At 70.1% G+C, this 23,997-nt stretch carries 28 protein-coding genes and 1 tRNA gene; 14 read left to right on the top strand and 15 right to left on the bottom strand.

Translation table 11 applies throughout. The features are described from left to right. Positions 1 to 230 precede the first annotated feature (230 nt). Entirely contained in the window at positions 231 to 479 is a 249-nt protein-coding gene (locus tag ACF1ED_RS01085; protein ID WP_386483009.1) for a hypothetical protein, read from the top strand. Between the two features lie 178 nt (positions 480 to 657). After that, on the top strand, positions 658 to 2,751 hold the full coding sequence (locus ACF1ED_RS01080; RefSeq protein ID WP_391756261.1) for an MDR family MFS transporter: 2,094 nt from the start codon (positions 658 to 660) through the stop codon (positions 2,749 to 2,751). Positions 2,752 to 2,824: 73 nt separating this feature from the next. On the opposite strand, the gene ACF1ED_RS01075 is transcribed toward ACF1ED_RS01080, so the two are convergent. Beyond that, a complete protein-coding gene (locus ACF1ED_RS01075; RefSeq protein ID WP_391756260.1) occupies positions 2,825 to 3,265 on the bottom strand; it encodes a YchJ family protein in 441 nt (146 codons plus the stop codon). Positions 3,266 to 3,370: 105 nt separating this feature from the next. On the opposite strand from ACF1ED_RS01075, the gene ACF1ED_RS01070 reads away from it, so the two are divergent. Next, positions 3,371 to 4,714, top strand: coding sequence for a 6-phospho-beta-glucosidase (locus ACF1ED_RS01070; protein WP_391756259.1), 1,344 nt, complete (start codon positions 3,371 to 3,373; stop codon positions 4,712 to 4,714). Between the two features lie 55 nt (positions 4,715 to 4,769). Here ACF1ED_RS01070 and ACF1ED_RS01065 read toward each other — a convergent pair whose 3' ends face one another. The 3 genes from ACF1ED_RS01065 to ACF1ED_RS01055 form a co-directional block, all read right to left on the bottom strand. Beyond that, positions 4,770 to 5,588 (bottom strand): SAM-dependent methyltransferase, encoded by an 819-nt coding sequence (locus ACF1ED_RS01065; RefSeq protein WP_391756258.1) that lies wholly within the window; start codon positions 5,586 to 5,588, stop codon positions 4,770 to 4,772. A 74-nt stretch (positions 5,589 to 5,662) separates the two neighbouring features. After that, a complete protein-coding gene (locus ACF1ED_RS01060) occupies positions 5,663 to 5,899 on the bottom strand; it encodes a DUF397 domain-containing protein (protein WP_030495614.1) in 237 nt (78 codons plus the stop codon). Next, the gene (locus tag ACF1ED_RS01055; protein ID WP_391756257.1) at positions 5,900 to 6,775 is read right to left on the bottom strand and encodes a helix-turn-helix domain-containing protein; all 876 of its coding nucleotides are present in this window, start codon (positions 6,773 to 6,775) and stop codon (positions 5,900 to 5,902) included. A 248-nt stretch (positions 6,776 to 7,023) separates the two neighbouring features. Here ACF1ED_RS01055 and ACF1ED_RS01050 point away from each other — a divergent pair, with 248 nt between their 5' ends. The 8 genes from ACF1ED_RS01050 (at position 7,024) to ACF1ED_RS01015 (ending at position 11,534) form a co-directional block, all read left to right on the top strand. Then, the gene (locus ACF1ED_RS01050) at positions 7,024 to 7,539 is read left to right on the top strand and encodes an ATP-binding protein (RefSeq protein ID WP_391756256.1); all 516 of its coding nucleotides are present in this window, start codon (positions 7,024 to 7,026) and stop codon (positions 7,537 to 7,539) included. Continuing rightward, positions 7,533 to 7,973 carry a hypothetical protein gene (locus ACF1ED_RS01045; protein ID WP_391756255.1) on the top strand — a complete coding sequence of 147 codons (441 nt, stop codon included), beginning with the start codon at positions 7,533 to 7,535 and terminating at the stop codon, positions 7,971 to 7,973. Before ACF1ED_RS01050 ends, ACF1ED_RS01045 begins: the two co-directional genes overlap by 7 nt. 34 nt (positions 7,974 to 8,007) lie before the next feature. Further along, a complete protein-coding gene (locus ACF1ED_RS01040) occupies positions 8,008 to 8,718 on the top strand; it encodes a class I SAM-dependent methyltransferase (RefSeq protein ID WP_391756254.1) in 711 nt (236 codons plus the stop codon). A 383-nt stretch (positions 8,719 to 9,101) separates the two neighbouring features. Continuing rightward, positions 9,102 to 9,311, top strand: coding sequence for a hypothetical protein (locus tag ACF1ED_RS01035; protein WP_391756253.1), 210 nt, complete (start codon positions 9,102 to 9,104; stop codon positions 9,309 to 9,311). Then, entirely contained in the window at positions 9,295 to 9,816 is a 522-nt protein-coding gene (locus ACF1ED_RS01030) for a DUF6879 family protein (RefSeq protein WP_391756252.1), read from the top strand. Before ACF1ED_RS01035 ends, ACF1ED_RS01030 begins: the two co-directional genes overlap by 17 nt. Further along, complete coding sequence (locus tag ACF1ED_RS01025; RefSeq protein WP_391756251.1) at positions 9,813 to 10,646, top strand: helix-turn-helix domain-containing protein; 834 nt, start codon at positions 9,813 to 9,815, stop codon at positions 10,644 to 10,646. The genes ACF1ED_RS01030 and ACF1ED_RS01025 overlap by 4 nt, the downstream gene beginning before the upstream one ends. A gap of 278 nt (positions 10,647 to 10,924) precedes the next feature. Continuing rightward, positions 10,925 to 11,128 carry a hypothetical protein gene (locus tag ACF1ED_RS01020; RefSeq protein WP_391756250.1) on the top strand — a complete coding sequence of 68 codons (204 nt, stop codon included), beginning with the start codon at positions 10,925 to 10,927 and terminating at the stop codon, positions 11,126 to 11,128. Between the two features lie 196 nt (positions 11,129 to 11,324). Next, a complete protein-coding gene (locus ACF1ED_RS01015) occupies positions 11,325 to 11,534 on the top strand; it encodes a DUF397 domain-containing protein (protein WP_391756249.1) in 210 nt (69 codons plus the stop codon). Positions 11,535 to 11,787: 253 nt separating this feature from the next. On the opposite strand, the gene ACF1ED_RS01010 is transcribed toward ACF1ED_RS01015, so the two are convergent. The 7 genes from ACF1ED_RS01010 to ACF1ED_RS00980 all read right to left on the bottom strand — a co-directional run bounded on the left by ACF1ED_RS01010 (position 11,788) and on the right by ACF1ED_RS00980 (position 17,717). Next, complete coding sequence (locus tag ACF1ED_RS01010) at positions 11,788 to 13,191, bottom strand: DUF3987 domain-containing protein (protein WP_391756248.1); 1,404 nt, start codon at positions 13,189 to 13,191, stop codon at positions 11,788 to 11,790. Between the two features lie 403 nt (positions 13,192 to 13,594). After that, positions 13,595 to 14,356, bottom strand: coding sequence for a hypothetical protein (locus ACF1ED_RS01005; protein ID WP_391756247.1), 762 nt, complete (start codon positions 14,354 to 14,356; stop codon positions 13,595 to 13,597). A gap of 433 nt (positions 14,357 to 14,789) precedes the next feature. Continuing rightward, the gene (locus ACF1ED_RS01000) at positions 14,790 to 15,137 is read right to left on the bottom strand and encodes a hypothetical protein (protein WP_391756246.1); all 348 of its coding nucleotides are present in this window, start codon (positions 15,135 to 15,137) and stop codon (positions 14,790 to 14,792) included. Between the two features lie 104 nt (positions 15,138 to 15,241). Then, entirely contained in the window at positions 15,242 to 16,156 is a 915-nt protein-coding gene (locus tag ACF1ED_RS00995) for a hypothetical protein (protein ID WP_391756245.1), read from the bottom strand. Positions 16,157 to 16,170: 14 nt separating this feature from the next. Then, a complete protein-coding gene (locus ACF1ED_RS00990) occupies positions 16,171 to 16,524 on the bottom strand; it encodes a hypothetical protein (protein WP_391756244.1) in 354 nt (117 codons plus the stop codon). Positions 16,525 to 16,870: 346 nt separating this feature from the next. Then, complete coding sequence (locus tag ACF1ED_RS00985) at positions 16,871 to 17,488, bottom strand: hypothetical protein (RefSeq protein ID WP_391756243.1); 618 nt, start codon at positions 17,486 to 17,488, stop codon at positions 16,871 to 16,873. 61 nt (positions 17,489 to 17,549) lie between these two features. Continuing rightward, on the bottom strand, positions 17,550 to 17,717 hold the full coding sequence (locus ACF1ED_RS00980) for a helix-turn-helix domain-containing protein (RefSeq protein WP_391756242.1): 168 nt from the start codon (positions 17,715 to 17,717) through the stop codon (positions 17,550 to 17,552). 131 nt (positions 17,718 to 17,848) lie between these two features. On the opposite strand from ACF1ED_RS00980, the gene ACF1ED_RS00975 reads away from it, so the two are divergent. Then, a complete protein-coding gene (locus tag ACF1ED_RS00975; RefSeq protein WP_391756241.1) occupies positions 17,849 to 18,403 on the top strand; it encodes a hypothetical protein in 555 nt (184 codons plus the stop codon). A gap of 45 nt (positions 18,404 to 18,448) precedes the next feature. Beyond that, positions 18,449 to 19,684: a tyrosine-type recombinase/integrase gene (locus ACF1ED_RS00970; RefSeq protein ID WP_391756240.1), complete on the top strand. Its 1,236-nt coding sequence runs from the start codon at positions 18,449 to 18,451 to the stop codon at positions 19,682 to 19,684. Between the two features lie 88 nt (positions 19,685 to 19,772). Here the strand turns inward: ACF1ED_RS00970 and ACF1ED_RS00965 are convergent. The 4 genes from ACF1ED_RS00965 to ACF1ED_RS00950 all read right to left on the bottom strand — a co-directional run bounded on the left by ACF1ED_RS00965 (position 19,773) and on the right by ACF1ED_RS00950 (position 22,597). After that, positions 19,773 to 19,860, bottom strand: a tRNA-Leu gene (locus ACF1ED_RS00965). 282 nt (positions 19,861 to 20,142) lie between these two features. Beyond that, entirely contained in the window at positions 20,143 to 20,775 is a 633-nt protein-coding gene (locus ACF1ED_RS00960; RefSeq protein ID WP_391756239.1) for a class F sortase, read from the bottom strand. An 82-nt stretch (positions 20,776 to 20,857) separates the two neighbouring features. Next, positions 20,858 to 21,424, bottom strand: coding sequence for a hypothetical protein (locus tag ACF1ED_RS00955; protein ID WP_391756238.1), 567 nt, complete (start codon positions 21,422 to 21,424; stop codon positions 20,858 to 20,860). A 228-nt stretch (positions 21,425 to 21,652) separates the two neighbouring features. Continuing rightward, positions 21,653 to 22,597, bottom strand: a complete 945-nt coding sequence (locus tag ACF1ED_RS00950) for a beta-ketoacyl-ACP synthase III (RefSeq protein WP_351845301.1) — start codon at positions 22,595 to 22,597, stop codon at positions 21,653 to 21,655. A 219-nt stretch (positions 22,598 to 22,816) separates the two neighbouring features. Between ACF1ED_RS00950 and fdhD the strand changes: the two genes are divergently transcribed. Next, complete coding sequence (gene fdhD / locus ACF1ED_RS00945) at positions 22,817 to 23,653, top strand: formate dehydrogenase accessory sulfurtransferase FdhD (protein WP_391756237.1); 837 nt, start codon at positions 22,817 to 22,819, stop codon at positions 23,651 to 23,653. Positions 23,654 to 23,997 lie beyond the last annotated feature (344 nt).

The following is a 23,997-nucleotide window of genomic DNA, read 5'->3' as shown; positions in this document are numbered from 1 at the left end:
CGGGCGCGCCCCCGGACCGCCGCCACGCCCCGTACCTGCGAGAACGCCGGTGCGCGCGATCACCGGGGCGGGGCGGCCCGGGAGAGGTGCGCCCGCGCGTCCGGGGCCGGCCGGGCGCCCCCGTGACGCACCGGCGCCGGAACCGTGCCGGAACCGCTCCCGCCATCCGGTACGTATGGAGGTGAGAGCCCTTCCCGTCCGCCCCCACGAACCGCTAGGACTGACCCGTGATCGCCTCGCCCTCTCCCCTCGTGCCCGTCCCGATCCCCGACCGCGTGGCCGCCCTCATCGGCTCCTGTCTGCCCGCGCACGTCCTCCAGGCGGAGATCGAGGCGGACTGCGCGGCGCGCGAGGTCTACCGCTTCCGCGGGCCGCTCTGCGCGGAGGACCGGGCCGACCGCGAGCACGCGCTGTCCGCGCTCGCCCGGGCCAACAAGATCCTGGCCAGGCACCACCCGACCCTGCCGGTGCGCCCCTGAGGCCCTCGCCGGCAGGGCGCCGGGACCGGCCGGCGGCGGGCCTCCGGGGCCGTCGTCGACGGCACCCCGGGACCCGACCGGCACGCCCCCGGGACCGCCGCCGGCACACCCCCGGGGCCCTCGCCCGTTCGGCCGCATCCCACGGGCAGCGGGGGCGGCGCGGTGTGACGCTGCGAGGGTGACCACGACCACCGACGCAAGCCCGGCGGCCCCGGCCGCGCCCGCTCCGCTCGACGGCCGCCGCCGCAACATCGTCTTCGGCACGATCATGCTCGGTGTGCTCCTGGCCGCGCTCGACCAGACGATCGTGGGCACCGCCCTGCCCACGATCGTCTCGGACCTCGGCGGCGCCGCCCACATGTCGTGGGTCGTCACCTCCTACCTGCTCGCGGAGACCGTGGCGACGGTCCTGGTCGGCAAGTTCGGCGACCTCTTCGGCCGCAAGCTGATCTTCCAGATCTCCGCGATCGTCTTCATCACCGGCTCCTTCCTCTGCGGCCTCGCCACCAACATGACGCTGCTGATCGTCTGGCGCGGCCTCCAGGGCGTCGGCGCCGGCGGGCTCATGGTCACCTCGATGGCGCTGATCGCCGACGTGATCCCGCTGCGCGAACGCGGCAAGTACCAGGGCGCGATCGGCGCCGTGTTCGGCGTCTCGACGGTCATCGGGCCGCTGCTCGGCGGCCTGTTCACCGACCACGCCAGCTGGCGCTGGGCGTTCTACGTCAACGTGCCGATCGCGATCCTCGTGGTCATCGCCGCCGCCCGGACGATCCCCTCGGTCCGCTCGGCCAGCCGGCCCGTCATCGACTACCTGGGCATCGCGCTGGTCGCGATCGGCTCCAGCGCCCTGATCCTGGCCACCAGCTGGGGCGGCAACGAGTACGCGTGGGGCTCCGGCGTCATCATCGGGCTCTTCGCCGGCGGCCTCGTCGCCCTCGGCCTCTTCTGCTGGGTGGAGGCCCGGGCGGCCGAACCCATGCTGCCCATGCGGCTGTTCCGCAATCCGGTCTTCACGGTCTGCTCGGTGCTGAGCTTCGTCGTCGGCTTCGCGATGCTCGGCGCGATGACCTTCCTGCCGACGTACCTCCAGTACGTGGACGGCGACTCGGCCACGGTCTCCGGCATCCGGACGCTGCCGATGGTCGTCGGCCTCCTCATCGCCTCGATCTACAGCGGCAACGTGGTCAGCAAGACCGGGCACTACCGGATCTTCCCCATCATCGGCTGCGCCGTCATGGGCCTCGGCCTCTATCTGCTCTCGCTGATGGACGAGAACACCGGCACCTGGCTGGAGTCGCTGTACATGTTCGTGCTCGGCGTCGGCATCGGCCTGTGCATGCAGGTCCTGACGATCGCCGTGCAGAACACCGTCGACTACGCCGACCTCGGCACCGCCACCTCCGGCGTCACCTTCTTCCGTACGCTGGGCAGCTCCTTCGGCACCGCCGTCTTCGGCACCATCTACGCCAACTCCCTGAAGCCCAACCTCACCACCGGGGTCGCCGAGGCGTCCGTCCTCGGCGGGCCGGTCGGCATCCCCCCGGAGACGGTCGCGAAGGCCGCGCAGAGCCCGGCCGGCCTCCACGCCCTGCCCGGCGGCGTCGCCGACCCGATCGTGCGGGCCTACGCCGAGACCCTGCACACCGTCTTCCTGTGGACCGTGCCGGTCGCCGTCGTCGGCTTCGTCGTCGCCCTGTTCCTCAAGCAGGTGAAGCTGCGCGACTCGGTCCGGGAGGCCGCCCCCGACATGGGCGAGGGCTTCGCCTCCCCCACCGGCAGCGGCGACTCGGCGAAGCTCCTCGAACTCGCCGTGGGACGTCTGCTGCGCCGGATGGACATGGACACCGCCCGCCGGATCGTCGCCGACTCCGACACCCGCCTCGACACGGCCGGCGCCTGGGCGGTCATGCAGGTGGAGCTGCACACCCGGACGGTCGGGCACGCGAGCCTCGGACTGATCGCGGCGAGCCGGCGGCTGCCGCCCGAGGTGATCTTCCCGACCTTCGACCGGATGGTCGACGAGGGCTTCCTCACCCGGGACGGCAACCTGCTCTCCCACACGCCGGCCGGCGCCCGCGAGGCGGAGGTCATCACCCGCGCCTGGGGCGACTGGCTCGCCGACCGCCTGGAGCGGGAGCGCGGCCGGCCCAGCGGCCCCGAGCTCCGCGCCGCCGCCGACGCCATCGCGAAGAAGGCCGTGGCGGAGGACCTCTCCGCGGGCCTGCCGACGGGCGGCGCGAAGAAGAGCCCGGTGCCGGCCGGCCGCTGAACGGGGCGGCGCCGGGGCCGGGACGGGCGCCGGGAGTCAGGCGCCGGGTCGGCGCCCGGTCGGGCGCCGGGGGTCAGGCGTCGGGGAAGTCACCGTCGACGTAGACCCAGGCGCCGTCGTGGCGGGTGAAGCGGCTGTGCTCGTGGAGCGAGCCGGGTTCGCCGGCGTGGACGTAGCGGGCGGTGAAGGTGACGGTGCCCTGCTGGTGGAAGGCGGTGCCGTCGGTGGCGGCCTCGATCTCCAGCCCCGTCCACCGCGTGCCCGGGTCCAGGTCGAGGGTGCCGGGACGGGTCCCGGGGGCCCAGGTGCGCAGCAGGTAGGACGTGTCCCCGACGACGAAGGCGGCGTAGCGGGAGCGCATCAGGAGCGCGGCGGTGGGAGCGGCGGCCGTACCGGCGTGGAAGCGCCCGCAGCAGACGCCGTACGCGGCGTCGAGCCCGCAGGGGCAGGGCGTGTCGGCGGTGACGGCCGGGGCGGGCACGGGCTTGCGGGGGCGGGGCTTGCGTCGGGACATGCGGCCATTCTCTCCCGGCGCCGCCCGCCCGGGATGCGGACGGCGGCGTGGACACCGGGGCCGGTCCGGGCCGTCCGGCGGGGGCGGCCGAGTAGCGTACGGGACATGCGACTGACGATTCTCGGAGGCGGCGGATTCCGGGTGCCGCTGGTGTACGGCGCGCTGCTCGGCGACCACGCCGAGGGGCGGATCACCCACGTCACCCTGCACGACCTGGACTCCGGCCGGCTGACGGCCGTCGCCCGGGTCCTCGCCGAACAGGCCGAGGGGGTGCCCGACGCGCCCGCCGTGACGGCCACCACCGACCTCGACGAGGCCCTGCGCGGGGCGGACTTCGTCTTCTCCGCGATCCGGGTCGGCGGCCTGGAGGGCCGGGCCGCCGACGAGCGGGTGGCGCTGGCCGAGGGGGTGCTCGGCCAGGAGACGGTGGGCGCGGGCGGGATCGCGTACGGCCTGCGGACCGTGCCGGTCGCCGTCGCCCTCGCCCGCCGGATCGCCGCGCTCGCCCCCGACGCCTGGGTCATCAACTTCACCAACCCGGCCGGGTTGGTGACGGAGGCGATGTCCCGGATCCTCGGCGACCGGGTCGTCGGCATCTGCGACTCCCCGGTGGGCCTCGGCCGCCGGGTCGCCCGGGTCCTCGGCGCGGACCCGGGCCGGGTGTGGATCGACTACGCGGGCCTCAACCACCTGGGCTGGCTGCGCGGGCTGCGGGTGGACGGCCGGGACGAGCTGCCGCGGCTCCTGGCGGACGAGTCCCTGCTGGGCTCCTTCGAGGAGGGCAGGCTCTTCGGCACCGAGTGGCTGCGGTCGCTGGGCGCGGTCCCCAACGAGTACCTGCACTATTACTACTTCAACCGGGAGGCGGTCGCCTCCTACCGGGGCGCCGCGAAGACCCGGGGCGCGTACCTCCTGGACCAGCAGGCCGGCTTCTACGCGGAGGCGGCGAAGCCGGGGACCCGCGCCCTGGACGCCTGGCACCGCACGCTCGCCGACCGCGAGGCGACGTACATGGCGCACAACCGGGAGGCGGCCGGGGCCGGGGAGCGGTCGGTGGAGGACCTGGAGCCCGGCGGCTACGAGAGGGTGGCGCTCGCGCTGATGCGGGCGATCGCGCGCGGCGAGCGGGCCACGCTCATCCTGAACGTCCGCAACGGCACCACGCTGCCGGGCCTCGACGCGGACGCGGTGGTCGAGGTGCCGTGCCTGGTGGACGCGGGCGGCGCCCGTCCGGTGGCGGTGGACCCGCTGCCGTACCACGCCATGGGGCTGGTGTCGGCGGTGAAGGCGGTGGAGCGGGAGGTGCTGGCGGCGGCGGAGAGCGGTGCGCGGGCGACGGCGGTGAAGGCCTTCGCGCTGCACCCGCTGGTGGACTCGGTGGGCGTGGCCCGCCGGCTGCTCGACGGCTACGCGGCCGCGCACCCGGGGCTCGCGTACCTGCGGGCGTGAAACGTCGACGGGGGGAGGGCCCGCCGGCCCTCCCCCCGTCGACGGGTGCGTGCGGTCAGGGCTTGCGGGCCACGGCGGCCCAGCCCGGGATGGGGCCGTCGCCCTGGACCGGCACCGGCTCGCCCAGTTCGGGGTGCCACTCGGCGGTGAGCGTCACCCCGGGCTCGACGAGCTCCAGACCGTCGAAGAAGGCGGCGAGCTCGTCGCGGGTGCGGGGCCGCAGGGTCAGGCCGCGGGCCTTGTACATGCCGACGGCCTTCGCCGCGCCCTCGGGGTCGAAGTCCCCGGTGACGTGCGAGAGGACCAGGTAGCTGCCGGGCGCGAGCTGGTCGACGAGCCGGGAGACGATGGACTGCGCGCCGTCCTCGTCCCCCAGGAAGTGGAGCAGGGCCAGCATCGACAGCGCGATGGGCTGGTCGAAGTCAAGGACCTTTCCGGCCCTTTCGAGGATGGTCTCCGGGTCGCGGGCGTCCGCCTGGATGTACTCGGTGGCCCCCTCGGGGGTCGAGCGCAGCAGGGCGGCCGCGTGCGCGAGCACGATCGGGTCGTTGTCGCAGTAGACGATCCGGGAGTCCGGCGCCGCCGCCTGCGCGATCTGGTGCAGGTTGGGCTCGGTCGGGATCCCGGTGCCGACGTCCAGGTACTGGCGGACGCCCTGGGCGCTGAGCCAGCGGATGGCGCGGTGCATGAAGGCGCGGTTGACCCGGGCCATGTCCCGGCCGCGGGCGTCGACGGTGAGGAGCTGGCGGGCCATCTCCTCGTCGACGGGGTAGTTGTCCTTGCCGCCCAGGAACCAGTCGTACATCCGCGCCGGGTGCGGCTTGCTGGTGTCGATCCGCGTCTCGCTCCGCGGGGAAGCGGGTTCCTGGGTCATCGGCTCTCCTGGTAGGGACGAACGGGTGGCACTGCTACAAGAGTTACGTGACGGTAGTGGTGCGGCGGAAGGGGTCAGGTGAGGAGAAAGTCAGCCTGACCGGATTTGGCCCCCGCGATGAACGCGGCGATCTCCCCGTGGGTGTAGATGAGGGCGGGTCCTTCAGGGTCTGCGGACTGTCGCACGGCGACCCTGCCGTCGGCCAGCTTCATGGCCTCCACGCAGTTGCCCCCGTTCCCGCCGCTCCAGGGCTTGTGCCATCCCTCGGCACCGAGCTCCGCGGCGGGCATGCCGTTGTATATGCGATCCATTCACAGCTCCTTGCGGAGGTCCCGGAGGATCTCCTTCGTGCGTTGTGCAGTCGCGGCCTGCGCCGCCATACGGTCCATGACCTCCAGGTGGGACGCCACCTCGGGGCGCGCGTCGAGGTAGACGGCGCCGGTCAGGTACTCGCTGTAGACCATGTCCGGGAGTTCGGGCACGGCGAAGCGGAAGAGGACGAACGGACCGTACGTGCCGGGGTGGTGGCCGGACGCGAACTCCGCGATCTGCAGGGTGACGTTCGGCAGCTCGGACGCTTCGAGCAGCCGGTCGAGCTGGTCGCGCATCACCTCGGGCCCGTCGCCGACCGGCCGGCGGAAGACCGTCTCGTCCATGATCACCCAGAACTTCGGGGCGTCCTCCCTGGTCAGCAGGGACTGGCGCTCCATCCGCAGGGCTACATGCCGATCGATGTCCTCTTCCCTGGCGGCTTCGTCGCCACCGCCGACCGCTCCGCTGCGCAGAATGGCGCGGGCGTACTCCTCGGTCTGGAGCAGACCGGGGACGAACTGGGGTTCGTAGGCCCGGATGAGGCTCGCGGCCCCCTCCAGGCTGACGTACATGGAGAACCAGCCGGGCAGCACGTCGTGGAACCGCTGCCACCAGCCGGGCAGGTTGGCCTCCTCGGCGAGGGCGACGAAGGCCTCCGCCTCGGGGTCGGTGATGCCGTACGCGCGCAGCAGCAGCTGGACGTACGGGATCTTCAGCGCGACCTCGGCGGTCTCCATGCGGCGGATGGTGGCCGGCGCGACGTGGAGGACCTTGGCGGCCTCCTCGCGCTTGAGACCCGCGCGCTCGCGCAGATCCTGCAGACGCCGGCCCAGGACGACCTGTCCCACCGTCGGGGCGGACCGCGGCTCGCTCACTCTCAGACCTCCCCGACGCGCTGTTTCGATGAGTGTGCCACGAAGCCCGGCCAGAGAGAACACGGCACTCTGCAATTTTCAGAGTGCCACTTGCCAAGTGTCCGAGTCAGGAGGACAGTGTTCCGGTGAACCAGTACAGACTGCCGCCGGTGCGCCCCCGCGCCCCGGCGACAGTGACGTACGGCAGTCCTGCCCACTGTTGTGAGGAACCGGTCGTGGCTTCTGGTAACGCGCAGCCCTCAGGTCTCATGAGCTCCCGAGTCATGGCCCAGCGCCCCCAGCCACACCACGACCCCCTGCACCGGGACGCCCACCGCGATCCGTACCGGGACCCCCACCACCGCGAGCCCCACCACCGCGAGGCCCTCCACCGCTTCGCCTTCGAGCTGCCCGCCCGCACCGAGTCCGTGGGCCGCGCCCGCCGCCTCACCGAGGAGCGGCTGATCCTCTGGGGCCGCGGACCGGAGATACGCGACACGGCCGCCCTGGTCGTCTCGGAACTGGTCACCAACGCGGTGCTGCACACCGCGAGCAGCCGGATCGTCTGCGAACTCCGCCAGGGCGCCGACGCCCTCCGCATCGCCGTGCGGGACGAGGGCGGCCCCGCCGGCCCCCGGATACGCGACTGCGGCGCGGACGAACGCGGCCGCGGCCTCCTCATCGTCGACGCGCTGTGCGAGGCCTGGGGCGCCGAGCGCACCGGCCACGGCACGGCGCAGATCGTCTGGGCGGAACTCCCGCACCACCTGGGGGAGCCATGCTGAAGTCGATGGCGACCCTGCTCGCCCCCCGCGCCCGCCGCTCCCCCTCGGGCGACCCCGGCCGCGGCGCCGCCCTCACCGCCACCCGCCTCGCGGTCCCCGTCGGCCTGAACACCGGGCTCGGCTGCGACGCCGTCGGCGTCCCCGCCCGCTTCGGCTTCAAGATCCTCTCCCGGCTCCCCGCCAAGGGCTGCGTGTACGCCGACACCGACTGGTGGTGGTGGCTCGTCCCGGCCGGCTCCGACCTCGACCTCGTCTGGCCGCTGCCCGCCTGCTACGCCCCCGGCGCGGAGATCCCCGACCGCTCCCCCCGGCTGGTCCACCACCCGGACGGCACCTCGCCCTACACCCCGCCGATCCCCCTCTACCTGCTGACCTGCCAGCTCACCGGCATCGCCCCGGCGTGGCCGGCGCCGCAGGTGCGCAGCGCCCTGTGACGGTCCGGGCCCCCGGCTGCGTAGAGTCGGCCCCATGTTCACCCCGCAGGGCCCGACCCTCCGCGAACTGACCGTCCAGGCGCTCTCCTCCGTCGAGCACGGTTACGACCTGCTCGCCCCGAAGTTCGACGCGACGCCCTTCCGCACCTCCGACCGGATCCTCGCCTCGGTGGCCCGCGCCCTGGAGGAGCTGGGCCCCTTCGACGCGGGCCTGGACGTCTGCTGCGGCACCGGCGCGGGCCTGGACGTGCTCCGCGCGGTCTGCGCGGGCCGGGTCACGGGCGTCGACTTCAGCACGAACATGCTGGCCGGGGCCCGTCGCCGCCATCCCGCCGCGACCCTGGTCCGCGCCGACGCCCTCGCCCTCCCCTTCACCGCCTCCTTCGACCTGGCGGTCAGCTTCGGCGCCTTCGGCCACTTCCTCCCCGACGCCCAGCGCACCCTCTTCGCCCAGGTCCACGCCGCCCTCCGCCCCGGCGGCCTCCTCGCCTTCCCGCTCCCGGCCCCGCCCCCGGTCGGCTCCCGCGCCTACTGGACCCTCTGGGCCTTCGACGCGGCCATGCGCGTCCGCAACGCCGTCCGGCGCCCCCCGTTCGTCATGTACTACCGCACCTTCCGCCTCCCCGACGTCCGCACCCGCCTGGAGGAGACCGGCTACGAGGTCACCCACCGCCCCCTCCCCGAGTTCGGCACCCGCGAGGACGGCAGCCCGCACTGCCGGCTGGTGGTGGCGCGGAAGGGGTGACGGCGGGATCCCGGGTGCGGGGTCCGGGAGAGCCGCGGCATGCGGAAAGCGCCGGTCGACGAGAGATCGACCGGCGCTTCCGTGTGGTGTCCGAGGGGGGACTTGAACTCTCCTCTCGGGCACCAGCCCACTGGTCTTGTGACCTGCGAGGATACCAGGGACACGCCGCACGTTTGACAGGCTCGGTTGGTCATGCGTTCCCCCTGTTTCCGGCTGTTTCGGACCGCTGTTGGTCATGCGTTGGTCACGTTGCCAACCCTCAGCATCAAAGATCGTTTATGCCGGATCGGGAATAGTCCGGAGTCGGCATAGACGAGGAGCGATGCCCTGCATAGCGTCGTCAGGCAGCGGCCCGACCGGGGCCGACGACGGGAGGGGAACCAGTGGCACGCAGCGACCTGACGCGTCTTACCGGCAAGCTCAACGGCCCGAACTGTGATGACGACGACTGCCCGAACGTGTACCGCACGGAGAGCGGCGCCATCGTCGTCCAGGGCAACGTGTCGAGCGCCTTCCAGCCGCCGGAGGGCGAGGCCCTGGTGGAGATCCCGGAAGCGGTGCTGAGGGAGGCTGTCCGTGCTCTTGGATGGTGACGAGTGGCGGCGGACGTTCGACGCCTACGAGCGCGCTGCGTGGCGGTTCGAAGCGCAGCCCACGTACACCATGCCCAAGGAAGCCGAGAACGTCGCCCGCTTCCTCCGGGGCGAGCACAAGCCGGAGGGGCACAACGAGCGGTGGCATGAGCGCGTCCGTGGCTTCGTGGCGACGGGGCGGACCATCGGGCGCGTGCGGATCGTGCGCCAGCCGCTGACCGACTACCAGCGGTACCAGTTCGCCTGGGGCATCCCCGGCAACATCCGGGCCGGGGAGGACATCCGCGTCCTGGACGTTACGCACGACGACTACGGGCTACCCCTGTCGGGAACCGACTGGTGGATGTTCGATGCCGCACGCGTTGTGCACCTGAACTTCCGGCCGGACGGTACGCAGATCAACCGAGAACTGGTGACGGGTGACGTCGCTCCCTACCTGGAGTGGCAGCGCATCGCCCTGGCCCACGCCGTGCCGTTCTCCGAGTACGTGAAAGACAACGTGTGACGTTTGAGCCTGAGCAGCTTGGCCAGTCCAGGACCGACCTTGCGGAGAAACTGCGCGACCTCCGCAAGGCGGCCGGCCTGACCGGGGAACGGCTCGGCCGACGCTGCAATATGTCGCAGAGCCAGATTAGTAAGTTCGAGACGGGCCGGAAGACGCCGACCCTGATGGATGTCGAGCGCATCTTGCGGGCGCTCGACGCACCATCCGATGTGATCACGGAAATAACCTCCCTCGCACGGATCGCCAATACGGAATGGCAGGACAAGCGGTCCTCTTGGCGCCGGGGCGTGGAGAAACGACAGGCGGAGCTGGCAGCCCTGGAGTCAGAGGCAACAGAACTCCGGTACTTCCTCCCTTCGATGATTACCGGTCTCCTGGCAACACCCGAGTACATTCGAGCCAGTCTGAGCCACACTCCCGGAGACTCATCGAAGACGGTGACCCGCAAGCTGGAACGGCAAGCGGTCCTCTTCAACACGGCGAAGCACTTCACCTTCCTGCTCACGGAGCAGGCGGCGCGCTGGTCCATCGTCCCCGGCCCCGCCCTGGCCGTGCAGATCGATCGCCTGGTCTCGCTGTCCCACCTGCCCAATGTGCGGATCGGGGTCGTCCCCCTGGGCACGCTTATGAGCCGTGGCCCCATGAACACATTCACGGTTTATGACAATCGCCTGGCCACGGTGGAGAACTTCACAGGCCGCATGGTCTTCCGTGACGCACGGGATATCTCCGAATACCTCGCCGTGTTCTCTCAGTTCGAACGGCACGCCTGTTTTGGCGATGACGCTAGAAGCCTGCTCCGCCAATGGGCTGAAAGCTGCCGAGGATGATCTTTATTCCGGGACGCGAATGATCGGCCTACCCAACCGTCTACTCGTGAAGGATGACGTACCGAACGACAGGTAACGTCATCGAGAGGCGTGGGCATGGCCGCAAACATCACGGACGAATACGGCACGCACGCCCCGGCGGGGCACAAGTGCCACCGGTGTGGACAGCCGATTCGGCGGGACGAGCGTGTACGGCGCGGATTCATCACCGGTACCGACTCCGGCGTTCTGGCCAACGTCGTCTATCGGCACTCGGGCACCACGTGTCCGCAGCTGTCGTGATCACCAAGAAGGATGTCGGGAAGCTCGTCCAGGACGCACACGGACGCACAGGCATCCTCCGCGACGTGATCCCCGACTACGAGGACCCGGCCGCTATGCCTTTCGAGCGCCGCCCCCAGCGCATGGCGTTCCTCATCCCTGAGAACGGCGGTAGGGAGTGGCTGGTGGCCCCAAGCGTGGTCACTCGCGTGGAAGCGTGATCACCACGCATCACTGCGCCCGGTGCGGATGCAAGGTTCGCGGCGTGAACGGCCGGTACTTCTGCACCAGGTGCGAGTACGCCAACCCATCGAGCGAGGGAACGTCCCCGCTCCTCAAAGCCCCGCCCCTTCCGTGACTGACGCCGACCGGCACGGCGGGGGCGGTCACCACCACAACAGCGAACGGAGATCACCCGTGGCCAAGACGCCCGCATACGAGTTCCGTACGTCCAGCACGTGCCAGTACAACAACAACGACCCCCGGTGCGTGGCGGTCGCGACCAACGTTCCCGGCAAGGTGGCGGTCCGCAGCACCGCGACCGGACGGACGGTCGAGTTCACGGCCGAGGAGTGGACCGACTTCCTCGGCGGTGCCAAGCTGGGAGAGTTCGACGTGACCGCGTAGGGAGTCGTCATGGAGCAGTGTCCCCGGTGCGGCGGCAGCGTGGAGAACGACCCGGAGCACCTTGGGGTCATGCGCTGCATGGTGTGCTGGGAAGTGCTGGCACTGCCCCCGGAAAGGCTCTGCCCCGGCTACCGGCCGACGCTCAACTCTGGGCTGCGGGTACTGGAAGAGTTCCGGGACCTACGACGGTGAACCAACAAACGAACGCCCCTGCCGTTCTCGGCAGGGGCGTTCTTTGGTTTGTTCGATCGGTTCAGAGTAGGGCGCGGAACGGGTTGTCAGTCGTGGCGGGAACGGGAGTGGGCGACTGCCTCACGGGGGCCGAAGTGGGGGCCGGGCGGTAGGCGTCGAGCCGAACGACCGTGGCGCGGTTCTCCTCACGCTCCGCGCTGGCCGGCTGCGGCTGTGCGTAATGGGAAGCGTCCCGGTTCTGGTCACGCTCCGCGCTGGCCGGCTGGTGTTCAGGGTGACGAGAACTGTCACCGCGGAGTGTGAAAACGGTCTTCGGGCGCCCGGTCTTCCCTGCCCGTTCGACGGTGACGACGATTCCGGGCAGTGCCTTGACCTCTTCGGCGGTGGCCCCGACGTATGGGAGCACCTGGGACGACGTGGCTCGACCGCCGTTCATTTCAATGCGCGCCCGGACCTTGTCCGCGAGGCTGAGCGGCTGTCGCTTCACCTTCGGAGCGTCGGCCCCCTTGCTGATTCGGACGGCGTCCTGGACGGAGCGGCGTACGAGGGTGAGCGCGGCCCACAGCATTTCCTCTGTGATGGTCTCTGAGCACTCGGCGGCTGCGAGGCAGGCGGCGACCCTGAGCGTCTGTTCTGCGGTGCGTTCGATGAACACGGCCTGAGCTTCGGGCAGGGTCTCGCCCAGGATGCGGGCGTAGCGGCGAACGATCCGCCACAGCGGCCGGGCGTTCTCGGAGAGGGTGATCACACGGGGGCGGGCGGTGGCCCATCCGTAGGCGTCGGAGAGTTCGGAGCCGTCCACCTTCGGCAGGCTCACGCGGTCGTCGTCCAGCATCGGGACCGACCCGAGGAGGAACGGCAGGATGCGGTTGTACGAGCCTCCCGCCGCTTCGGACTCGCCCACGTACTTGGCCCAGTCGGACGGCGTGATGTGAGAGTGCAGCACCATGGCCGGGTCGCGGACTTCCTGGGCCTCTTCCTTGGTGGTGTTGCGCAGGGTCGTTCCGTCCCATGCTGCCCGGAGTTTGGTCGTGAACGACGGGTCCCGCTTGACCCGCTTCAAGACCTCCGTCCATTCCTCCTCGACCACCAGGGCCCGCACATCCCGCCCGTGCTCGGTCTCCGCCGTCGCTTCCTGCTGCTCCCACAGGTGATTGACCAGACTCGCCCCGGACGTGATGCCGGATGTGGTGTGGGTAGCGAGGAACCGTCCCAGGGACTTGTCGAGCACGTGATGGGCGGCTCGGAGCGCGGTTCCCTTTCCTCTGCCCGTTCCCGCCACCAGGGCCGACCACAGCAGCACGGGGCGGGCACTGCCACGGGATGACACCTTGACCGTGCCGCCGATCGCGGCCGACCACATCGACAGAACGGCGACGTAGATACCGAGCGGGTCGGTTTCCGCGAACGGGGCGATCGTGCGGACGGCTCGACCGATCGGGCCGTAGAAAACGGGGGCGCTCATGCTGCCTTTTCTTCCTTTGAGTTGGTCTGCCTGTGATGGGGACGGACGGGCCGCCATCGGCCGCCGTCCTTGATCACGGCGTGAGGGTGATTGCTGGTCTTCGAGCACAGCGGTAGGGCGTCGCCCCCGTCGGCCGGAATGACCACGGCCTTGCATCGGGATTCTTTCGCCTGCCCGACCTGAGCCGACCGCTTCACAGAGGCCAGGGCGAACAGGTCATCGCTGACGATTCCCATACGCCGCCGGCCGTTGGGAGTGGTCCACAGGACCCAGGAACCGGGGCCGTAGTCGCGGCGGGTGGGCTTGCTTCCGGCTCCGTAGCCCTTGGCGTTCTTCCACAGGCTCAGGTCATGGGGCCGGGGGTGACGGCCGCACTCGGCGGCCGTCACCGTGGGCGCGGCACTCAGGCCGCTGCCGCTTTTCCCTCCACCGCCTCACGGTGGGCCAGCTCGTAGGCGTGGCGGACGTTCATCGGGACACGCCCCTGGGCAGGGAGCTTCGGCCACCCGTTCTCACGGGCCCATGTCCGGATCAGCCGGTTGCGCTCACGCTCGCTCATCCCCGCCCGGTCCAGCTTGGCAGGCTCGGGCAGCGGGTCACCGCCGACCAACTCGGCGGACTGAATGGCCGACTTGAACCGTCCCGGTTCCCGCACGTCCATACACGGGATGCCACGCTCGGCCGCGTCCCGCAGTTTCGTCCCGTTGCGGTCGCCACCCTCACCCAGGATCAGCAGGACCGTGCTGTCATCGGCACGGCCGACCACGTCATAGCCCAGGTTCCGCACCGCTTCCCGTGCGGTGTCCCAGTCGTAACCGGGCACCTCACCCGCGATCATCACGGTTCGCACGGGTTCAGGCTCGTTCACTTCCTCGCTCGCGTCCGTCGCTTCGGTCTCCGCCACAACGGGCGACGGTTTGGCCACGGGCTCCGGGGCAGGCTCAGCGACCGGCACACTCTCAGGCTCCGACTGCGGCTCACCTTGGGCCGGGGCGCCCAGCGCATCGCACAGGTAACGGCCGAAGGTGACGTTGTGTTCCAGGCACAGATCCCAGGAATGCCGTCCCAGCGTCAGAGTATCCGTCGCCTCTACCTCGGAACCGTCACGCGCTATGTGGGCGTCACACAGAACCTTTTCCACGGGCAGGAGAACGGTCTTACGCATAGCGTTGCATTCCTTTGTTAGGGCGGAAGTTTCAGGCGGTGGCCGGAGCATCGCTCTGACGGCCTCCCCGCTTAAGAACTATTCTTCCGCACCCCTATCACGGAACGGTAACTAACGCATTTCTGAACCATTACTCAATATGGGGGTAATGGTATTTAGATAAGGAATAGGACCCACCGGGGGTGCCTTCCTTTCGTTGTTTGTTTGTCAATCAATTTTGCGGCACTCGAAACACGACTCCAGGTCGTGCCTCTGCCCATCTCCCCACAGTTCTCCCATTCCGTCCGTGGCGAACCAGGCGACATGGAGACACCAGACCAACCAGCACTCTGAACAGGGGTTATGGCACTCCACGCCAGCTCGGTGTTCCTGTTGCCGCTCGGCCTCGCGTGACGTGCTGACGTTCTGCTGAGCCCGGCGACGGGCGAGCTTCCTATTCATCTCCCATCACCCATCCGAGCGCCCGCATTCCTTCCGGAGTGAGCCCCAGGGCCTTGGTCAGATGCCGGTATTCCATGAGCTGTGTACTCGTTGCGGTCCCGGCAAGGATTTCAGACCAGTGCACGACCAGTGTTGCCACGATTCCAGCCGTGGCGTCGTCCCACTGGGAGGCTTGCGGGGTCTCCCACAATTCAATCCAATAGGCCCGCTCGTGTTCTGACCATTCCCGGCCGTTCGGGACTTCCGGGACGGGTAGGCCGTGGTCGAGTGGCAGTACGGTGAGCTTCTGCGCCTCGCGGTATCGGGAGTGCGGGGAGATTGGATTTCGGGGCTTGGGCATGAGTCCTCCGCTTTCGGTTACAGGGGGTCGATGGCCGGCACTGCGGTGCGTGAACGGAACAGGGCCCCTGCCTGTTCTGGCAGGGGCCCCGCTAGTTGCGTCGGTCAGGCCGCGGTGACCCATTCGACGGCGGCCTTGACGATGCCCTTGGTCGGCTTGGACTCGTCAAAGGTGTTGTCCGTCTTCTTGGTGTCCAGCTCCGGGTACCGCACGATCTTGCCGCCGTACAGGTGGAGGGTGTCGATGTAGTCGGCGCGGTACTTCTCCGACTGGCCCTCGCGGAAGCCGGTGAACTGACTCGCGTAGGTGGCGAACTCCTTGTGTCCGGCCACGATGTCCACGCCCGTGGGCATGGCCGTGGTGGTCAGGATCGTGAACCCGGCGAGCTTGGCCACGACGCCGTTGGCGGTGACGCCGCCCTCGCCGTACGCGGCGGCGTTGGCTACGGCTGGGTGCTCGATGAGATACCGCTTCACGCGAGGCGAGACGACCACGTAGCGACCGGCCGGGATGTCGTTGTCGTCCAGGGCCAGCATCATGTCCAGGATGGCGCTATAGAACGCCTGCGGGGCGGTCTCCGGCGTCGCCTTGACCGTGGGCAGGGCCGTGGCGCTGTTCGCGATCACGCCGCCCATGAAGGAATCGGCCTCACGGGCAAGGGAACGGATCATCTGCTGATTGATGGGCGAGCCGAGGTCCCCGTCAGCGAGCTGGACGCGCTCCGCGTCCTCGATGAGGACCTGGAGGTACTTGGCCTCAGTGATCGGGAGCTTCTGGTCAACAGTCTCGGGCCGCTGGGCGGTCATGCCGTCCGGCAGCTTGTAGTCACCGACCGTGGGACGCAGAAGCGAGTTGATGTGAACAACGTCGCCCTGCTTCCGAATGTCGCCCTCGTACTTGTTGTTCGAGACGATCGGGGAAGCCCAGACCAGCAGTGGATCGAAGGCGACGAGAAGTTCGGCATCCCAGATCTCCGGGACGAAGGTGTGGGTGGCAGCGTTCTGGTAGGCAAAGGTCATACGGATACTCCTGGTTAGCGCTTGCGGACGTCGAGGGACACACGGCGGGCGGGGACGGGGGCGCTGTCACGGTGGAAGCCTGCGCCGACGAGGTGGGGGTACTCCGGCTGCCGGACCGCTGCGAACGGGGCCAGGGCCTTGCCGATGGCCTCCGCCGAAGGGTTGCCGTCCGCGCCGACGAGCTTGGAAGCGTCCAGGTAGTCCGTGAATCCGTCGCTCAGCTTGATACCGGCCTGGGCAGCCTGGGCCCTGAGTTCGGCATGGGCTAGCTTCGCCGCGTACTCGCGCCGCACCTCAGCCCGAACGGAGTCGGAACCGTCGGCCGGCACCGGGGCCGGAGAATGGGAACCGGTCTGGGGGTCGCTCACAGGCGACACCTCCTCAAACTAACTATCAAATACAGGAAGTGGTGAAGGGGCCGCTCTAAAGGCGGCCTCTCAAACCCTCACAAGAGGACAACGTAAGAGAGACATTGCCCCCCTTACCCCCCACTGTGAACGATGCAAGCAGAGAGCAAGGGGAGGAGTGTTTCTCTACGCTGCCCCTCACAGGGAGGTATCCGCAGAGCCTCATGACGACTTAGGAACTGCCCGGCCCGTAGGCCGTGCCAGAGGCACACCGCCGAGTGTGCATGGCCCCAGAGGATCACTCCTCCACTAGCTCTGAATTAATGCGACACAGGCGAGAGGGCTGCTTGAAGGCGGACCCTTTCGATCACATCCGAGCCACGTTGACCCTCGCCCAGATCTGCCGATAGCCCGTAAGGTCTTGCTCCTTCAAACCGTTGAAGCCGTAGACCAGGTTCCTGTTCATCCCTACATGGACACCGGCGTACCTGCGCCGCCGCGTATGGGCCCTGGCCGCCTTCTTGTGGAGCCCGCAGTATTTGCTTGGCCTGCCAGGCTTGCGGGCGGCTCCAGGGGCGTACAGCGGCTCAGCGCATCCGCCCCATTGGCACCCCTCTGGAGGGGAGTTGCGACGTTCCACCGTGAAGCCTGAGCCGTAGGCGGTTCCGTCCATCGTGCCGTCAAGAATCTCCGAAATGGCATCCGGCCGTTCCAATCCGGGCCGCTCCTGCATCAGACCTTGAATCGCTCGCCCCTCCGCTGCTGGGTCGAAGTCGGGCAGTGATGCGCAGAGTGATGTCACTACCAAAGGAACCATTCCGGTATGTGCAGCCGATATGCACTCGAACTCTGATTCCTTTCGATGCGGCCAGGGATTGGGCCAGTCGTCCCACGCTTCATCTCCTGCCGCTTCCAGGAGTGCATCCGCGTTCTGCTCCAGCTTGGCCCGGCGCCTGTCGTCGGTCGGCGGGATGGTCTCGTACACGTAGGCCCCCAAAAAACAAGAAAGCCCCCGGTTCCCTCGGGGGCGTCGTTGGTCATGCTGTTCAGTTCTGCCGGTCTAGCCATTTCTCCAGGTCACCCGGGCGGCACCGGAGGGACTGGCCCACCTTGCGGAATGGGATCTCCTCGCGCTTCCAGTTCGAGTAGACCCACTTCTTCGGGACGGCCATGTACTCCGCCACGTCGTCCACGGTCATCAGCTTGGGCTGCATCGCCCTCCTCTGGTCCTGGCCGGTGGGCGGCTACTCCGCCCGGTTCCCGCCCGGCTCATCTCCAGTTGTACACGCGAACACCCACACTGACAAACCTAGGTATGACAAGCATGGGTGGTACCGTGGGCGTCATGAGCGAAGAACACATCGAGATCACCCAGGACGTAGGGCCGTGGCGCATCCTCATGCGCTGGGCTGCCGACGCCGACCCAGCCAGCGGGCCCACCCTTGTCCTCGTCACCCCGCACCCCGACGCCGACCCCGCTGCCACGCAGGGTGGCGTGGCCTCCACGGTGCTGCGGCAGATCGATTTCAAGAAGGCGGGCGACCAATTCCGCTCCGTGAGGCCGGCCAGCACGGAGCGCGACGTTGCCCAGGATGCCGAAGGGGAAGTTCTGCGGTGGCTGCTGGACTCTGAGGGCATCTCGGACGCGTACCTGGCCTTCCTCGCCGAGTCCTACGTTCGCGCCGTCGCACAGGCCGTGCCCAACGTCACGGCACATCTGGCCGAACTAACCAACAAGCGGCCGGAGACGATCCGGGGCCATCTCAAGGAAGCCCGGAAGCGGGACCTGCTGACCACCGTGCCAGGAAAGGCCGGGGGGCAACTCACCGCCAAGGGGAGGGAGGTCGCGACCGGCGAACACCTCGACAAGGTGACCGACTACCTGATGGGCAACAACTGAAAGGCGACCGTGGCAAAGCGCGGTAATGGGCTCGGGGGGACTCCAGTGGAGATCCCGCGCAAGGGCCGACCGAACACCTGGGGTGTCCGTACGCCCCTCCACTTCAACAAGGCGACTGGCACGAAGGAGCGCTACTGGATAGGCCGCGACTACAAGACCAAGACCGAGGCGGAGAAGGCGCTTCGGCAGTGGCACAACGACCACGAGGCCGGGAAGATCGCGACCCGCTCGGACATGAAGCTGGGTGACTGGCTGGACAAGTGGCTGGCGAACCACAGGAAGGAGGGGACGACCGTGGCCGGATACGAGACGAAGATCCGTTTGCACATCAAGCCGCACATCGGCGGCGTGAAGCTATGCGAGGTCACGGACGACACGCTTGATGATCTGTATCGGCTGCTGGAGACGGCCCCGTGTCCCACGAACAAGGGCAAGCCGCTGGGGGCCAAGTCGGTCCGGCACGTTCACAACATCCTGTCCGGCGCTCTCGGCGCGGCAGTGCCCAAGCTGATACCCGCCAACCCGGCCGCGACCGCGCACCCTCCCACCGCTCGCCAGATCCGCGCCCAGGAGCAGAAGTACCCGACCCTGGACGACGGGCAGACAGCACGGTTCCTGGGGACTGTGTGGGAGCCGTGCGGCAACCGGGCTTGTGACGGTGGCCTGACCCATCACTGCCTTCGGGACGCGCCGCTGTGGACCGTTTACGCCGCCACCGGCGTCCGGCGCAGTGAGGCCCTGGGTATGAAGTGGTCCCTTATCCGCTGGGACGAGGGGGCCATCGAACTGGGCTGGGTCGTGGTTGAGGAGGGCAACGCCTACCGGCTGCGGAAGCTGACCAAGGACGGCGACGACAACGCAGTCATCTACGTGGATCAGTCCGTGATGAACGTCCTCAAGTGGCAGAAGCAGCGCCAGGACGCGGAGCGGGAACGACTCGGCTCCGCGTGGGTGGATCATGACCTGGTGTTCGCCCGGGACGGCTTCAAGCTGTATCGGGGTGAGGCCGGGGGCCCGCAGGACCCCGAGAAGGTCTCGGCTCGGTGGCGCACGCTGCGGAACCGGCTGCACCTTCCCGAGGACTTCCGGATCCACGACTGGCGGCACAGCAAGGTCACGAACGATCTGGAGGCCGGGGAGAACCCTGTAGAGGTCTCCGCGAACGTCCGGCACCACTCGCCGGGCTACACCATGGCCCGGTACGGGCACTCACGTAAGGACGGAGCGCGCCGACTGGCCGCCTCCGGCGCGGGCCGACTCGGCCTGTCGTCCCTGGTCTGACCTGGGGATTCGCTGGGCCGTTGGTCACGTGGTTGGTCACGCCACTGCCCAGAAATGCAAAAAACCCCAGATGAACTGGGGTCTCTGCTGGTGTCCGAGGGGGGACTTGAACCCCCACGCCCGATAAAGGGCACTAGCACCTCAAGCTAGCGCGTCTGCCATTCCGCCACCCGGACAGGGTGTGTGTTCGCGGGTGTTCCCCGCAGCGACATGGATAACTCTACCAGGGGTTCGCGGGGGCTTTCACCGGCGTTTTCCGTGGTCAGTCACGGGGTGGCGGGAGGGGGCGGTCCCGTGCGCCGGTGGACCCCGGGTCGTGACCGGACGCACGGGGACCGCCCGTCCCCGGGGATGCCGCCGTGGCGGCCGGAAGCCCGGCGCCCCCCGACGCCTGCTCCGGGTACCACGATGGCCCCGGGGAGTTGGTCCAGGCCAGCCGGTGTCCGGAATCCGTCAGGTCAGCGGACGGCGGTGAGGCGGGCGGAGACGACGACGTTGCCGGTGTAGCCGGTGGCGCGGGTGTAGGGGCCGCCGCAGGTGATCACCCGGAGTTCGGGGGCGCGCGTGGAGGCGTAGACGCGGTCGGCGGGGAAGTCGTCCTTGGGGACGACTTCGACGGCGTGGACGGTGAAGACGGCGGTGCGGCCGTCGGCGCGGCGGACCTCGACGGTGCGGCCGCGGGTCAGGGCGCCGAGGGCGTGGAAGACGGCGGGCCCGGCGGGGGTGTCGACGTGGCCGGCGAGGACGGCGGTGCCGGGTTCGCCGGGGGTGACCGAGCCCGCGTACCAGCCGGCCCGGCCGGGGTGCTCCGGCGGCGGGGCCTCCAGCCAGCCGTCCGCGTCCAGGCCGACCCGGGTGAGGGGGGCGTCCACGCCGAGGGCCGGGATGGCGACGGAGAGCGGGGCCGAGGCCGGGAGCGGCGCGCGCGCCGGGGGCGGGGGCACGGCCGGGGCCGGGGCGTCCGCCGCGAGGGGCTGGGGCGGGCCGGCGGCGGTGAGCTCCTGCGCACCGCCCCGGACGAGGTGGACGCCGACGAGGAGGAGGATCGCGACGACGCCCCAGGCGCCGCGCCGGCCGTGCGCGCTCTCCACCGCCTCGGGCCTCCTCCGCTCGGATGGGTCGCTGGTCGCCCCTCCGTCCCGGACCTCGTCACACCGGGACGGAGGGGCCGTCTCAGGGGCGGCCACCGGCCCGGCCGTGGCGGCGGGTGAGGGCGACGGCGGCACCGGCCGCGCCGGCGATGAGGACGGCGCCGGCGGCCAGTTCGGCCGCGCCGAGCGCGTCGGAGCCGGTGGAGCCGCCGAAGCCCGCCTTGACGCCCTTGTGCGGGGGCCGCGGGGGGTGCGGGGTGACCGGGGCCGGCGGCGGGGCGGTGCCGTGGCCGACGGTCAGGGTGGTGGTGCCGCGTTCGCCCTTGCAGTCGAAGGCGATCTCGTACTCGGTGCCGGCCTTCGCGTCGATGTCGACGGTCGCGCTGCCGGGGCGGCCCTCGGTGAGGGTCACGGTGTCGAAGATCCCCGAGGTGACGGTCACGGACGGCACCTCGCAGCCCTCGGAGGTCAGGGTGACGGTGCCGCCGGGGGCGACGGTCCGGGGCGTGACGGAGAAGCCGAAGGAGGTGATGTCCCGGCCGGTTCCGGTGCCGGTGCCGGTGCCGTCGTCGGCGGAGGCCGCGGGGGCGGACAGGACCACGGCCGCGGTGGTGAGCAGGGCGGCGGAAGCGGTACGTATCGCGCGCATGCGGTCCTCCGGTTCGCGGCGAGGGCGGGGACGCCCCCACCGCGATCGAAGCTAGGTGCGCCCGGGAGGCGCCGCCACCGGGCCGCCCCTCCCGCTCCGCCGAACGGGGCGGAGGGCCCGGACGGGGCGGAGGGCCCGGACGTCCGGGGGACGCGGGCGGTCGGGGGACCCGGGCGGTCGAGGGACCCGCACGGTCGGAGGACGCGGGCGGTCAGGGGATGCGGGCGGTCAGGGGATGCGGACGACCTGGCCGGCGTAGGAGAGGTTGCCGCCGAAGCCGAAGAGGAGGACGGGGGCGCCGGAGGGGAGCTCGCCGCGCTCGACGAGCTTGGCGAGGGCGAGCGGCACGGAGGCGGCGGAGGTGTTGCCGGAGTCGACGACGTCCCGGGCGACGACGGCGTTGACGGCGCCGATCTTCGCGGCGAGGGGCTCGATGATCCGCAGGTTGGCCTGGTGGAGGACGACGCCGGCGAGGTCCTCGGGGGCGATGCCGGAGCGGGCGCACGCCTCGCGGGCGAGGGCGGGGAGCTTGGTGGTGGCCCAGCGGTAGACGCTCTGGCCCTCCTGGGCGAAGCGGGGCGGGGTGCCCTCGATGCGGACGGCGTGGCCCATCTCGGGGACCGAGCCCCACAGGACGGGGCCGATGGCGCCGGTGTCGGTCTCCGTAGCCTCGACGATCACGGCGCCGGCGCCGTCGCCGGTGAGCACGCAGGTGGTGCGGTCGGACCAGTCGGTGATCTCGGTCATCTTGTCGGCGCCGATGACCAGGGCGCGACGGGCGGCGCCCGCGCGGACCGCGTGGTCGGCGGTGGCGAGCGCGTGGGTGAAGCCGGCGCAGACCACGTTGAGGTCGAGGGTGGCGGGCGAGCCCATGCCGAGGCGGGCGGCGACCCGGGCGGCGGTGTTGGGCGAGCGGTCGATCGCGGTGGAGGTGGCGACGATGACGTAGTCGATGTCGCCGGGGGCGAGCCCGGCGGCGGCGAGCGCCTTGCCGGCCGCGTGCGCGGCGAGCTCGTCGACCGGCTCCTCGGGCCCGGCGACGTGCCGCGTGCGGATGCCGACCCGGCTGAGGATCCACTCGTCGCTCGTGTCGACCAGCTCGGCCAGGTCGTGGTTGGTCAGTACCTTGGCGGGCTGGTAGTGCCCGAGCGCGGCGATGCGAGTGCCCGTCATCCCGGGACCCCCTCGATGGTTCGTTCAGCGGCAGGAACCACCCAGTCTTGCCAGCGACTGATGGGTAACCGGTGACGTAAACCACCAAGATTCCCCCGAGTCGCTTGGCCGACCGTGACAAGGGCTCAGGCGGCGCACCGGTTCGGGCGCGGAATCCGGGGGTGGCGGAGAATGGCGGGGTCAGGGGCAGGAACACCGGAAGAATCGAAGGCGGCGGGGATGGGACGGGTCACCGAGCGACGGCGGGTCACGCGGATCCGGGGCGGGGCGGTGAGCGCGCGTCCGGACACGCTGGTGGCGGAGGAGCCGCTGGAGATCCGGCTGAACGGCCGGCCGATCGCGATCACGATGCGCACGCCGGGCGACGACTTCGCGCTGGCGGCGGGCTTCCTGGTCAGCGAGGGGGTGCTCGCCTCGGCCGCGGACGTGCGGTCCATCGTCTACTGCGCGGGGGCGAAGGAGGACGGCACGAACACGTACAACGTGGTGGACGTGAAGCTCGCGCCCGAGGTCGTCGTCCCGGACATCACGCTGGAGCGGAACGTCTACACGACCTCGTCGTGCGGGCTGTGCGGCAAGGCGAGCCTCGACGCGGTGCGGACCACGGCCCGCTTCCCGATCGCCGACGCTCCCCCGGTACGGATCTCCCCGGCGCTCCTCTCCGAGCTGCCGGACCGGCTGCGGGCGGCGCAGAAGGTCTTCGACACGACGGGCGGGCTGCACGCGGCGGCGCTCTTCGCGGAGGACGGCGAGCTGCTCGACGTACGCGAGGACGTGGGCCGGCACAACGCGGTGGACAAGCTGGTGGGGCGGGCGCTGCGCGAGGACCTGCTGCCGCTGGACCGGGCGGTGCTGCTGGTCTCGGGGCGGGCCTCCTTCGAACTGGCGCAGAAGGCCGTGATGGCGGGGATCCCGGTGCTCGCCGCGGTGTCCGCGCCGTCCTCGCTCGCGGTCGACCTGGCGGCGGAGACGGGCCTGACGCTCGTCGGCTTCCTGCGCGGGCCGGACATGAACGTGTACGCGGGCGAGCACCGGATCGTGCTGGAGGGCTGGTGACCTGAGTCGGAGTTTTCTCGTCGGATCCCACGCCTTCGACGGGCCTTCGCTTCTCCGGCGGTCCCGACGCCACTTGCGGCAGGCCCACCGCGTCGAAGTCGGCGGCCCGGAGGGAACTGCCGAAAGATCTCCGACTCGGGACACCAGGCGGCTCGGCAACTCGTAGGCCGCGACGGGCCCGACGGCACTGAGCCGGAGCCGCCCCGGGAAAGTCCTGTCGATGGCTCCGGCCGTTCCGGCCGTCTCTGCGTCAGCCGCTTTCCCGTCAGCCGTCCCCGCGCCCCTCACCTGCGTTGCCGCCAGGTGGCGACGGGCGTGGTGCCCCGGGGTTGGTGTGGGGCGAT

The sequence above is a fragment of the Streptomyces sp. NPDC014656 genome, from assembly GCF_043084305.1.
Lineage (GTDB): Bacteria > Actinomycetota > Actinomycetes > Streptomycetales > Streptomycetaceae > Streptomyces.
The sequence above is the reverse complement of the archived record's forward strand: the minus strand, read 5'-3'. Positions and strand labels throughout refer to the sequence as shown.